Raw genomic sequence first — 12,275 nt, 5'->3', positions numbered from 1 at the left:
CGGGCGGCCTGGCCGCGGCGGAGGCGGCAGACGCGCGGCCGCGGGGTCGCTCGCCAACGTGGCAGCGGAAAGGCTGCCAAGCGGCAGCAGGGAGGTGCCGGCCAGCAGACGCAGGGCGCGGCGGCGACCGGAATCGGGGAGATGCGACATCGGGGGACTCTCCAGAACGGACGGGATACCGGTCACTCCCCCTCGTGCCGGCGCGGTCCAACCTAGGCGCGCTTGGTGACATTCGTTTGAAACCTGCGAGCGGTCGCGGCCGGCAGCCACTGCGCCAAATGCGGTGCCGCCCTTGCGCAGTGCGCATGTCGGACGATATTGCGGCGCAGCAAACGCGGCGGCTGCCGATGCCGCGGGGGAGCGCGGTCGACGACCCGGACGCAGCCCCGTACAAGCAAACCCGGTATTCCATCGCTATAGCGTCAGTCGATATCCGTGCGGCATCGAGGCATACCTCGCGCCGCGGTTGACAGGCTTGGGGCGATTCGGGAAGCGTAGGCGCCGGCCGCACCTCGGCGTGTGCGGTCCGGCCGCGACATGGCATGCGTTCGCCGTTCCTGGGAGGGAGTCTCTTGCACACACAGACCGCTGGCGCGCGCGCGCCGCTTCGCACGGCGCAGGCCGCGGCCGCTGCGCTTGGCCTGCTGGCGTTGGCCGCCGCCGTTCCCGGTCGCTCCGTGCCGGTCGCACCGGCGGCCGCGCCGCCGCCGCCGCCGATCCACCCGGACCGGTGGCCGTCGCCGGCCTGGCCGCTGAAGGAGGATCCGGCGCTGGAGGCGCGCATCACCAAGCTGATGGCGCAGATGTCGGTGGAGCAGAAGGTCGGGCAGACCGTGCAGGGCGACATCGGCAGCATGACCCCGGAGGACGTGCGCAAGTACCACATCGGTTCGGTGCTGGCCGGCGGCAACTCCGATCCCGGCGGAAAGTACGACGCCAGCCCGGCGCAGTGGCTGGCACTGGCCGATGCCTATTACACGGCGTCGATGCAGATCGACGGCGCCGGCCCGGCGATCCCGATCATCTTCGGCATCGACGCGGTGCACGGGCAGAGCAACATCGTCGGCGCCACGCTGTTCCCGCACAACATCGGCCTGGGCGCCACCCGCGACCCGGAACTGATGCGCAAGATCGGCGAGATCACCGCCGCCGAGACCCGCACCACCGGCATGGAGTGGACCTTCGCCCCGACCGTGGCGGTGCCGCAGGACGACCGCTGGGGCCGCACCTATGAGGGCTATTCGGAGTCGCCCGAGGTGGTGGCCAGCTTCGCCGGCAAGGTGGTCGAGGGGCTGCAGGGCGTGCCCGGCACGCCGGGTTTTCTGGACGGGTCGCACGTGATCTCCTCGGTCAAGCACTTCCTCGGCGATGGCGGCACAACCGACGGCAAGGACCAGGGCGATACCCGGATCAGCGAGCAGCAGCTGCGCGACATCCACGGCGCCGGCTATCCGCCGGCGATCGCGGCGGGGGCGCAGACGGTGATGGCCTCGTTCAACAGCGTCAACGGGGTCAAGATGCACGGCAACACGGTCATGCTGACCGACGTGCTGAAGGGGCAGATGCATTTCGGCGGCTTCGTGGTCGGCGACTGGAACGGCCACGGCCAGGTGCCCGGCTGCCGCAACGACGATTGCCCGGCCGCGTTCAACGCCGGCGTGGACATGCTGATGGCGCCGGACAGCTGGAAGGGCGTCTACGAGAACGCGCTGAAGGCGGTGAAGTCGGGGCAGATCCCGATGGCGCGGCTGGACGATGCGGTGCGGCGCATCCTGCGGGTCAAGCTGCGCCTGGGCCTGTTCGAGGCCGGCAAGCCGTCGCAGCGTCCGCTCGGCGGCAAGTTCGAGCTGCTCGGCGCGCCCGAACACCGCGCGGTGGCGCGACAGGCGGTGCGCGAATCGCTGGTGCTGCTGAAGAACCAGGGCCAGCTGTTGCCGCTGAAGCCGCAGCTTAAGCTGCTGGTGGCAGGCGACGGCGCCAACGACATGGGCAAGCAGGCCGGCGGCTGGACCCTTAACTGGCAGGGCACCGGCACCAAGCGCGCCGACTACCCCAACGGCACCACCATCTGGGAAGGCCTGCAGCAGCAGGTCGGCGCCGCCGGCGGCAGCGCCGAACTGGCGGTGGACGGCAAGTTCGCGACCAAGCCGGACGTGGCGGTGGTGGTGTTCGGCGAGCATCCCTATGCCGAGTTCCAGGGCGACATCGCCACGCTGCTGTACAAGCCCGGCGACGACAGCGACTTGGAACTCATCAAGTCGCTCAAGGCCCAGGGCATTCCGGTGGTGGCGGTGTTCCTGAGCGGGCGGCCGCTGTGGGTGAACCGCGAGATCAACGCCGCCGACGCCTTCGTCGCGGCCTGGTTGCCGGGTTCGGAAGGCGCCGGCATCGCCGACGTGCTGCTGCGCAAGGCGGACGGCAGCGTGCAGTACGACTTCCACGGCAAGCTGAGCTTCTCCTGGCCGCGCACCGCGGTGCAGTTCGCCAACAACGTCGGGCAGAAGAACTACAGCCCGCAGTTCGCTTTCGGCTACGGCCTCACCTACGAGGACAAGGGCGATCTGAGCCGGCTGTCCGAGGTGTCGGGCGTGTCCGGCGCGCAGGCGGTGGGCGGGGTGTACCTGGACCGCGGCAAGCCGGCGGCGGGCATCAACCTGATCCTGTTCGGCGGCACGCAGGCCAATCTGCCGGCGGCGACCTTCCCGGCGGCACTGGCCGACGGATCGCTGAAGGTCACCGCGATCGACCACAAGGCGCAGGAGGATGCGCGCCGCTTCGTCTGGTCCGGCAGCGGCAAGTCCGGCTTGGCGCTGGTGTTGCCCAAGCCGCTGGACGTCTCGCGCGAGAGCAATGGCGACGTGCAACTGATCCTGACGTTGAAGGTGGACGCGGCGCCCAGCGCAGCCGCGCGCATCGGCGTGGCCTGCGGCCACGACTGCGGCGCGCGCGTGGATCTGGGCAAGGCCTTGGCTGCGCTGCCCAAGGGCGAGTGGCGCACCCTAGGCGTGCCGCTGAAGTGCTTCGCGGTGGCCGGCGCCGACCTGACCCGGCTTGAGCGCCTGCCCTTGATCGAGAGCGACGGCACGCTGGATCTGTCGCTGTCGCGGATCGCGCTGGGCAGCAGCAACGACGCGCAGAGCGTGGTCGACTGCCCGCTGCATTGAGCGGCGGCGAACGGTTTTCTTGAACGAGCGGCGCCGCCCACGCGGGCGGCGTCATGGACAACGGTGCGACAGGGCTGCGGCCCGTAGGAGAAGGCAGTGGGGTTGGCGACGTTGGATGTGGCGATCGTGGTGGTCTACCTGGCGGGCATCTTCCTGCTCGCGCAATGGGTCTCGCGGGAGAAGGCCGGGCACCGCAAGAGTGCCGAGGACTACTTCCTGGCCAGCAAGACCCTGCCGTGGTGGGCGATCGGCGCCTCGCTGATCGCGGCGAACATCTCCGCCGAGCAGATCATCGGCATGGCCGGCTCCGGCTACGCGATCGGCCTGGCGATCGCCTCCTACGAGTGGATGGCGGCGCTGACCCTGTTGATCGTCGGCAAGTTCTTCCTGCCGATCTTCCTGCGCAACGGCATCTACACCATGCCGCAGTTCCTGGAGCAGCGTTACGGCAAGTGGATCCGCACGCTGATGGCGGTGTTCTGGCTGCTGCTGTACGTGTTCGTCAACCTGACCTCGATCCTGTGGCTGGGCTCGATCGCGGTGAGCCAGGTCACCGGCATGGATCAGACCCTGGCGCTGGCGCTGATCGGCGTGTTCGCGCTGGTGTACCAGCTGTACGGCGGGCTGAAGGCGGTGGCGCTGACCGACATCGTCCAGGTCACCCTGCTGGTGCTGGGCGGCCTGCTGGTCGCCGGGCTGACCCTGTCGCGGATCGGCGACGGCGCCGGCGTGCTCGCCGGCTTCCGCCACCTGTGGAACGCGCACCCCGAGCACTTCCACATGATCCTGTCCAAGGACAACCCGTTCTACAAGGACCTGCCGGGCCTGAGCGTGCTGCTCGGCGGCCTGTGGGTGATGAACATCAGCTACTGGGGCTTCAACCAGTACATCATCCAGCGTGCGCTGGCGGCCAAGAACATCGGCGAGGCGCAGAAGGGCATGGTGTTCGCCGCGTTCCTGAAGCTGCTGATGCCGGTGGTGGTGGTGGTGCCGGGCATCGCCGCGGTGGTGCTGGCGCCGGACCTGGCCAAGCCCGACCAGGCCTATCCGACCATGATGCAGTTGCTGCCCAGCGGCATCCTCGGCCTGGTGTTCGCGGCGCTGGTGGCGGCGATCGTGGCCTCGCTGGCGTCCAAGATCAATTCGGTGGCGACCATCTTCACCCTGGACTTCTACGCCAAGTTCCGCCCGCAGGCCGACCAGCCGCAACTGGTGCGGGTCGGCCGCGTGGCCGCGGTGACCTCGGTGCTGATCGGCATCCTCACCGCGCGGCCGCTGCTGGGCAATTTCGACCAGGGCTTCCAGTTCATCCAGGAATTCACCGGCTTCTTCACCCCGGGCGTGGTGGTGATCTTCATGCTCGGACTGTTCTGGAAGCGCGCCAACGAGGCCGGCGCGCTGACCGCGGCGATCGGCTCGGTGCTGCTGTCGTTCGCGCTCAAAAAGCTGTGGCCGGAACTGCCGTTCATGGACCGCATCGGCCTGGTGTTCGTGCTGTCGCTGGTGGCGGCGGTGCTGGTGTCGCTGCTGACCCCGCAGGCGCCGGCGCGCGACCTGATCCGCACCGACGACGTGCGCTACGGCACCACGCTGGGCTTCAAGCTCGGCGCCGCGGCGGTGATCGCGATCCTGGTGGCGTTGTACGCGGTGTTCTGGTGAGCCACGGGCCGGCCGTGGCGCGGCACGCTCAGGCGTCGTCGCCCTGCCACGGCTCGGCCAGCCAGGCGTCGAGCGCCTCGGCCGGCATCGGCCGCGCGATCCAGTAGCCCTGGCCTTCGTCGCAGCCCCAATCGCGCAGCATCCGGTACACGGTTGCGCTCTCGATGCCTTCGGCCACCACCTGCTGGCCGAAGTCGTGGCCGAGATGGATCATCGACGGCACCAGCATGCCGTCGCTGCGGCTGCCGGGCAGGGTGCGGATGAACGACTGGTCGATCTTCAGTGCGCTGGCCGGAATGTTCTTGAGATAGCCGAGGTTGCTGTAGCCGGTGCCGAAGTCGTCGATGGCGATCTTCACCCCGAGCGCGCTGATCTGCTGCAGTTGTTCGGCCACCCGCTGCGGATCGCGGATCATCGCGCTCTCGGTGAATTCGATCTCCAGTGCGCCGGGCGCCAGCGCATGCTGCTGCAGCAGCGCCTGCAGCCGGGCGATGAAGTCGGCCTGTTCCAGGTCCACCGCCGACACGTTCAGCGACACGCTGAAGGTATAGCCGCGCTGCTGCCACAGCGCCGCCTGGGCGATGCCGGCGCGCAGCACCCAGGCGGTGATGCGGCTCATCAGTGCGGTCTTTTCCGCCAGCGGGATGAAGTCGTTCGGCGCCACCGTGCCCAGCAGCGGATGCTGCCAGCGCAGCAGCGCTTCCACGCCCACGCATTCGCCGCTGCGCAGGCTCACCCGTGGCTGGTAGTGCAGGCTCAGCTGGCCGCGCGCCTCCAGCGCTTCGGGCAAGGCGGCCAGGATCCGGAAGGCATTGCGCTGGTTGGCGTCGTGGTTGCGCTCGTACAGGCTCCAGCGCTGCCCACGCTGGCGCGCCATGTCCACCGCGGTGGTCAGCGAGCGCACCGTGTGATTCGCGCTCAGCGCCCCGTCCAGACGCACCGCGCCCAGCGAGGGGCTGGCCGCATGCGGAATGCCCTGGTGGTCGATCGCCGCGGCGAAGGCGTCGCAGAGGTGCTCGCACCAGTACTCCAGATGCGCGGTGTCGCTGCCTTCCATGATGAACACGAAGGTGGTGGTGTCGATGCGGTACAGCGGCAGGTTGCCCAGCGCCTTGCGCAGGCGGTCGCGGGTGGCCAGCAGGTAGCCCTCGGCGTATTCCCAGCCCAGCGCCTTGACCATGTCGCGGAAATAGTCGATGCCGCACACGTCGATCGCCACCGCGGTGTCGTGGTGGTCGGCGGTCTGCAGCGACAGCCACATGGTCAGGTCGTCGTTGAAGCGGCTGCGGTTGGGCAGGCCGGTCAGCGCATCGACGAAGCCGCTGTTGCGCAGGGTGTCGATGCGCACCATCAGCAGGTCGCGCAGGTCCTGCAGGGTGCGGCGCGCCACCTCGTCGAACTCGTGGCGCGGCTCGCTGTCGATCACGCACAGCGTACCCAGGCTGGCGCCATCGGCCATCAGCAGCGGCGCGCCGGCGTAGAAGCGGATGAACGGCGGGCCGGTGACCAGCGGGTTGTCGCGGAAACGCGGATCCTGGCGGGCATCGGGCACCACCATCAGTTCCGGGCTGTGGATCGCGTAGGCGCAGAACGCCTGGCTGCGCGGCGTCTGCGGAACCTCCAGGCCGACCCGGGACTTGAACCACTGGCGCTGTTCGTCGATCAGCGAGACCAGCGCGATCGGCACCCGTAGGTAGCGGGACGCCAACTGTGTGACCAGATCGAAGACCTGGTCGGCCGGCGTGTCCAGCAGACACAGCTGGCGCAGGGCGCTGAGCCGTTGCGGCTCGTCCAGCAAGGCGGGTGGGGGAGACTTCAGCATGCCGGGTTATCGGCCCGGTACCAGGGGACTTGAGCGCCGGCCCGGGGCGCGGTTCAGGCCGTCGCCGCCCGGCTCAGCGCGGCGGGTCGCGCTGCGGGCTGGGCCGCTTGGCCAGCTTGCGCTGCAGCGAGCGGCGGTGCATGCCGAGCAGGCGCGCGGCGGCGGAGACGTTGCCGCCGGTCTCGTGCATGGCCTGCTGGATGTGCTCCCACTGCAGGCGGCTGAGCGGGGTCATCGCGTCCGGCACGTCGCTGCCGTCCTCGTCGTCGTCCTCCTCGGCCTCCAGGCCGATCGCACGCAGGATCATCGGCACCGTGGCCGGCTTGGGCAGGTAGTCGTCGGCGCCGAGCTTGATCGCCTCCACCGCGGTGGCGATGCTGGCGTAGCCGGTGACCAGCAGGATGCGCATGTCGGCGCGGATCGCGCGCAGCGGCTGGATCAGCGCCAGGCCGGATTCGTCGCCGAGCTTGAGGTCGATCAGTGCGTAGTCCGGCGGCGCCTCGGCGGCCAGCGCCAGTGCGGCGGCGGCGCTGTCGGCGGTGCGCGTCTCCAGGCCGCGGCGGGCGAGGGTGCGCTGCAGGGTGCGCAGGTACAGCGGATCGTCGTCGACCAGCAGGCCCAGCGGGGTGTCGGTGTTCATGCGGAGGTCTCCAGGGCGAGCAGCGGCAGGCGGAAGCCGACCCGGGCGCCGTGGTCCGGCGCCGGCTCGGTCCACAACTCACCGCCCAGGCGTTCGATGGTCGCATGCGACAGCGCCAGGCCAACGCCCATGCTCTCGGGCTTGCCGCTGCGGAACAGAGTGGCCGGCAGGCCGACCTGGTTGGCGTCGAAGCCGCCGCCGTAGTCGCGCACCTCGCCGACCAGTTCGCTGCCGGTGACCCGCACATTCAGGTCCACCTGCGGGTGGCCGGCGCGTTCGCCGGCGTCGGCGGCATTGTTCAGCAAGACCTGCAGCAGATGGCCGATGGCGCTTTCCATCCGCAACTGCAGCGGCGCGTCGTCGTTGCGGCGCAGGCGCACGGTCGGCCGCACCAGTTGCCACTGGTGCAGTACCTGCGCCAGCGACACCGTCTGCCCGCCGGCGCGCTGCGCCGGTGCGGCCAGCGCCAGCACCCGTTCGCGGCACTGCACCAGCAGTTCGCGCAGGGTGTCCAGGTCCTCGCGCAGCTCCGGCTGGGTACTCTGTTCGGCGATGTCGTCGGTGAGCAGGGTCATCGTCGCCAGCGGCGTGTTCAGCTCGTGCGCCACCGACGCGGCATGGGTGGCCAGGGCGACGATGCCCTCGTTGCGGGTGAAGCGCTCGCGCAGCAGCGCCAGCTCGCGTTCGCGCTCGCGCATGGCCATCGCCAGGCGGGTGGAGAACACCAGCACCACCACCGTGGACAGCAGGAAGTTGGCGGCCATGCCCCAGCGCTGCAGGTCCAGCGCCTGGTAGGGGCCGTGCGGCAGCGGCAGGCCGAACAGCGCGCTGACCGCATAGCCGGCCACGCAGGCCAGCGCCACCGCCAGCGCCCAGCGCAGCGGCAGCGCCAGCACCGCCAGCGCGATCAGCACCAGGAACAGCGAGCCGAAGGCGTTGCCGATGCCGCCGCTCCAGCCGACCATCCAGGTCAGCACGGTCACGTCGACCAGGATGTGGCCGAAGGCGGTGGCCGGTGCGGCCGAGTCGGCATGGCGCAGGCGCAACTGCGCGTACAGGTTGAACAGCGCCAGCACCGCCACGCCGGCCCACAGCGGCGCCTGCGGCAGCGGCAACTGCAGCGGCCAGGTCGCCACCAGGATCGTCGCGGCCTGGCCGGCGGTGGCCAGCCAGCGCAGGCTGCACAGGGTGCGCAGGAAGGAGGCATCGTTGGAATCCATGCTGCGCATCGTATGCGCTGGACCCGGGGGCTGCCTGCGACAAACCGTCGCAGCGGTGCCGGCTGGCTGAATCGGCGGTGCCGGCGCGTGCGGCAGGAGCGGCCGCGCAGGCTAAAATGGGCGCATGTACGATGCCGTCAGCCGCCCCACGCCTCCCGCCGATGCCGCGCCCTGGGCGCGCCGTCTCACCCAGCCGGTCCGCATCGGCGGCGTCACCATGGGCGGCGGCAAGCCGGTGGTGGTGCAGTCGATGACCAATACCGACACCGCCGACGTCGCCTCCTCGGTCAAGCAGGTGGCCGAGCTGTGGCGCGCCGGCTCGGAACTGGTGCGCCTGACCGTCAACAATCCCGAGTCGGCCGCGGCGATCCCGCGCATCGTCGACAAGCTGCGGATGATGGGCATCGAGGTGCCGCTGATCGGCGACTTCCACTACAACGGCCACCAACTGCTGGCGGCGGAGCCGGCCTGTGCCGAGGCGCTGGCCAAGTACCGGATCAATCCCGGCAACGTCGGCTTCGGCAAGAAGAAGGACACCCAGTTCGCGCAGCTGATCGAGTTCGCGCTGAAATACGACAAGCCGGTGCGCATCGGCGCCAACTGGGGTTCGCTGGACCAGGCGCTGGCGGCGCAGCTGATGGACGAGAACTCGCGGCGCGAGGTGCCGTGGGATGCCGGCCGGGTGCTGCGCGAGGCGCTGATCCGCTCAGCGCTGGATTCGGCCGAGCGCGCGGTGGAGCTGGGCCTGGGCCGCGACCGTATCGTGCTCAGCTGCAAGGTCAGCGGCGTGCAGGAGTTGATCGCGGTGTACCGCGACCTGGCGCAGCGCTCGGACTTCGCCCTGCACCTGGGCCTGACCGAGGCCGGCATCGGCAGCAAGGGCATCGTCGCCTCCAGCGCGGCGCTGGCGGTGCTGCTGCAGGAAGGCATCGGCGACACCATCCGCATCTCGCTGACCCCGGAGCCGGGGCAGTCGCGCACGCAGGAAGTGATCGTCGCCCAGGAACTGCTGCAGACCACCGGCCAGCGCGCCTTCACTCCGCTGGTCACCGCCTGCCCGGGCTGTGGCCGCACCACCTCCGAGTTCTTCCAGGAGCTGGCCAAGGTGGTGCAGAACCACGTCCGCGCGAAGATGCCGGAGTGGAAGGTGACCCATCCCGGCGCCGAGAGCATGACCCTGGCGGTGATGGGCTGCGTGGTCAACGGGCCGGGCGAGTCGCGCCACGCCAACATCGGCATCTCGCTGCCGGGCACCGGCGAAGCGCCGGCCGCGCCGGTGTTCATCGACGGCGAGAAGAAGGTGACCCTGCGTGGCGAGAACATCGCCCACGAGTTCGTGGCGCTGATCGACGATTACGTCGAACGCACCTATGTCCGCCGCACCGGGTGAGTCCGCCGCCGAGGCAGCCGGCCTGCGCCGCTGGCTGCGGCTCAATGCCTGGCGCGTGGTGCTGCTGTTCGCCGGAGTCCTGCTGCCATTGGGCGTGTTCGTGGCCCTGGCCGACGAAGTGCATGCGCTGGAAGACCTGTATTTCGACGAGCCGCTGCTGTGGAGCATGCGCGGCCTGACCAGCCCGGGCTGGGACCGCTTCTTCACCGTGGTCACCGAGGCCGGCTATCAGTACGGCGTGATCCCGCTGGACACGCTGATCGTGCTGGTGCTGCTGGGCCTGCGCCGCTGGCGCGAGGCGCTGTTCGCCGCGTTGTCCTTCATCGGCTCGGCGCTGTTGAACATGGGCGCCAAGCAGTTCTTCCAGCGCGACCGGCCCAGCCTGTGGGAGTCGATCGCGCCCGAGCACCACACCTTCAGTTTTCCCAGCGGCCACGCGATGGGCTCGATGACGCTGGCGGCGGTGCTGATCGCGCTGAGCTGGCGCACCCGCTGGCGCTGGCCGGTGCTGTGGCTGGCCGGCAGCTTCACTCTGCTGGTCGGGGTGTCGCGGGTGTACCTGGGCGTGCATTACCCCTCGGACATCCTCGGCGGCTGGAGCGCGGCGCTGGTGTGGGTGGTGGGGCTGTACCTGCTGCTGTTCCGCGGCGAGCGCCGGCCGCGCTGGCGCGCGCGGCGCGCATTGGCATAATTTCCAGTACGCGCCAATCCACACTGCTGGCGCTCGCTGTGCCGTCGCCTCCAAAACCTGCGAAGGATGAACACATGACCAGATCCGAGCGAGCGTGTCAGATTTGGGCAGTACTGGCGTGGGCGGCACGCCATCGCCAGTCTTTAACCTACTTTCAGTTGGCCGCGCTCACGGGCGCACATCCCGCGGGTCTTTGAGCCTATTCAGTCGTATTGCTTGCTAAATCAGCTGCCCCCGCTCACAGCGATAGTCGTACAGCAGGAGTCGGGTTTGCCGGGAAGCGGCTTTATTGGGGCCACTGCAGAAGAGTTGGGTAGGGCGCAAATGGCGGTTTTCGGATGTGACTGGCTCGCGCATGGCAATCCTCAGCCTGAAAGGTTCGAAGCTGCTGTTCGCGAACGTCCGTCCAATGGAGAGAATTGATTTCTTCCGCCTCATGGTGCGGGCAGCGCTTTATGTAAGTGCAAAACGCTCCACTCACTATTTGTAAAACGGGAGAAGTATTTCCTCTGCTGATGTTGCTCGAGCGTTCGCTGCAGTCTCCGCTACCAGCTCGAACTGGCGCCGCCGCCGCCGGAGCTGCCGCCGCCGGAGGAGGAGTCGCTGCTGGAACTGGAGGACGACGAGGATGAGGACGATGCCGCGGACTCGGCCGCGGCGCGTTCCCTGGCGGCCTGAGCGGCATGGTAGCTGGCGGTGTAGGCGAACACGCCGGGCGCGGTCTCGGCGATATGGCCCTTGCGGATCAGCGCGTTGCGCCGCCGTGCGAGCGCCTGCAGGAAGCGGCTGTAGCGCTGCGGCGAGCGGTAGCGCTGCGCGGCGATGGCCAGGGTCAACACCAGGATCAGCAGTTCCAGCGCCAGGAAGATCACCGTCATCGTCATCGACCTGGCCGACAGCAGCACCACGAAGATGCCGGGGTTGGCGCTCAGGAACAGGCGGATGAACCACGCCCAGAAACCGCCGCGCGCGGTGTCCTGGACCAGTTCCTCGGGCTTGTCCGACAGGCGCGGATGCCGCCGCAGCAGACGCCTGCGCAGATAGCCGGTCCACACCTGGCGCAGCGGCAGCAGCAGCCACACCAGCACCAGCAGGCCCGCCCAGGCGATGGTGCCGCGCCGCCAGTGCATGCCGTCGTCGGCCGCTTGCGCCAGTTCGGCGACGGCGGCGGGATCCTGCGCGACGGCGCGGCCCATGAAGTCGAACGCGGCGACGATCGCGTCGGCGGTGTCGCCCTGGCGCAGGCGCGGCGCCAGGTAATCGTCCAGCGCGTGCCGGGCGACCACGTCGGGCAGCGCGCCCTCCAGGCCGTAGCCGACTTCGAAGCGCGAACGCCGGTCCTGCATCGCCAGCACCAGCAGCAGGCCGTTGTCGCTGCCTTGCCGGCCGAGCCGCCAGGTGCGGAAGGCGCGCTCGGCCAGGCCCTCGATCGGTTCGTCCTGCAGCGACGGCACGATGTAGACCGCGCCCCAGATGTGCTGGCGTTCGCGCAGGCGCTGCAGTGCCGCGTTGATCCGCTGGGTGTCGTCCGCACTGAGCGTGCCGGCGGGGTCGACCACGTTCGGCGTGTAGGGCGGAATGGCGACGGCGCAGCGGCCGAGCGCCGGCCACAGCAGCAACGCCAGCACCAGCAGGGCGCTCAGCCGGAACGGCGCCCAGCCGCGCGGCACGCTGGCGGCGCGGCGCGGG

Annotated in this window: 8 protein-coding genes; 4 read left to right on the top strand and 4 right to left on the bottom strand. The window is 69.6% G+C overall.

Translation table 11 applies throughout. The features are described from left to right. Positions 1 to 641 precede the first annotated feature (641 nt). Both D588_RS0110405 and D588_RS0110400 read left to right on the top strand, forming a co-directional pair. Positions 642 to 3,164 (top strand): exo 1,3/1,4-beta-D-glucan glucohydrolase, encoded by a 2,523-nt coding sequence (locus D588_RS0110405; protein ID WP_345775586.1) that lies wholly within the window; start codon positions 642 to 644, stop codon positions 3,162 to 3,164. Between the two features lie 96 nt (positions 3,165 to 3,260). Beyond that, the gene (locus tag D588_RS0110400; RefSeq protein ID WP_026143574.1) at positions 3,261 to 4,823 is read left to right on the top strand and encodes a sodium/sugar symporter; all 1,563 of its coding nucleotides are present in this window, start codon (positions 3,261 to 3,263) and stop codon (positions 4,821 to 4,823) included. 28 nt (positions 4,824 to 4,851) lie between these two features. On the opposite strand, the gene D588_RS0110395 is transcribed toward D588_RS0110400, so the two are convergent. From D588_RS0110395 to D588_RS0110385, 3 genes are all read right to left on the bottom strand, one after another. Beyond that, positions 4,852 to 6,645: a sensor domain-containing phosphodiesterase gene (locus D588_RS0110395; RefSeq protein WP_026143573.1), complete on the bottom strand. Its 1,794-nt coding sequence runs from the start codon at positions 6,643 to 6,645 to the stop codon at positions 4,852 to 4,854. A 73-nt stretch (positions 6,646 to 6,718) separates the two neighbouring features. Next, on the bottom strand, positions 6,719 to 7,285 hold the full coding sequence (locus D588_RS0110390; protein ID WP_017909993.1) for a response regulator transcription factor: 567 nt from the start codon (positions 7,283 to 7,285) through the stop codon (positions 6,719 to 6,721). Then, on the bottom strand, positions 7,282 to 8,505 hold the full coding sequence (locus D588_RS0110385; RefSeq protein ID WP_026143572.1) for an ATP-binding protein: 1,224 nt from the start codon (positions 8,503 to 8,505) through the stop codon (positions 7,282 to 7,284). Before D588_RS0110385 ends, D588_RS0110390 begins: the two co-directional genes overlap by 4 nt. Before the next feature lie 124 nt (positions 8,506 to 8,629). Between D588_RS0110385 and ispG the strand changes: the two genes are divergently transcribed. Further along, positions 8,630 to 9,895, top strand: coding sequence for a flavodoxin-dependent (E)-4-hydroxy-3-methylbut-2-enyl-diphosphate synthase (gene ispG, locus D588_RS0110380; protein ID WP_017913396.1), 1,266 nt, complete (start codon positions 8,630 to 8,632; stop codon positions 9,893 to 9,895). Continuing rightward, positions 9,876 to 10,586: a phosphatase PAP2 family protein gene (locus D588_RS0110375; protein ID WP_017915921.1), complete on the top strand. Its 711-nt coding sequence runs from the start codon at positions 9,876 to 9,878 to the stop codon at positions 10,584 to 10,586. Before ispG ends, D588_RS0110375 begins: the two co-directional genes overlap by 20 nt. A gap of 545 nt (positions 10,587 to 11,131) precedes the next feature. On the opposite strand, the gene D588_RS26115 is transcribed toward D588_RS0110375, so the two are convergent. Next, positions 11,132 to 12,275 (bottom strand): TPM domain-containing protein (locus tag D588_RS26115; protein ID WP_017915920.1); only part of this gene is annotated, 1,144 nt, incomplete at its 5' end.

The sequence above is a fragment of the Xanthomonas sp. SHU 308 genome (assembly GCF_000364645.1).
GTDB classification, from domain to species: Bacteria; Pseudomonadota; Gammaproteobacteria; order Xanthomonadales; family Xanthomonadaceae; genus Xanthomonas_A; species Xanthomonas_A sontii.
Note: the sequence above shows the minus strand (reverse complement) of the source record. Positions and strands in the feature narration are given on the sequence as shown.

Bases quoted from the DNA above. Each gene is read 5' to 3' on its own strand.
- D588_RS0110385 (WP_026143572.1), bottom strand. From the start codon at position 8,505: ATGGATTCCAACGATGCCTCCTTCCTGCGCACCCTGTGCAGCCTGCGC.
- D588_RS0110375 (WP_017915921.1), top strand. From the start codon at position 9,876: ATGTCCGCCGCACCGGGTGAGTCCGCCGCCGAGGCAGCCGGCCTGCGC.
- D588_RS0110395 (WP_026143573.1), bottom strand. From the start codon at position 6,645: ATGCTGAAGTCTCCCCCACCCGCCTTGCTGGACGAGCCGCAACGGCTC.
- ispG (WP_017913396.1), top strand. From the start codon at position 8,630: ATGTACGATGCCGTCAGCCGCCCCACGCCTCCCGCCGATGCCGCGCCC.
- D588_RS0110390 (WP_017909993.1), bottom strand. From the start codon at position 7,285: ATGAACACCGACACCCCGCTGGGCCTGCTGGTCGACGACGATCCGCTG.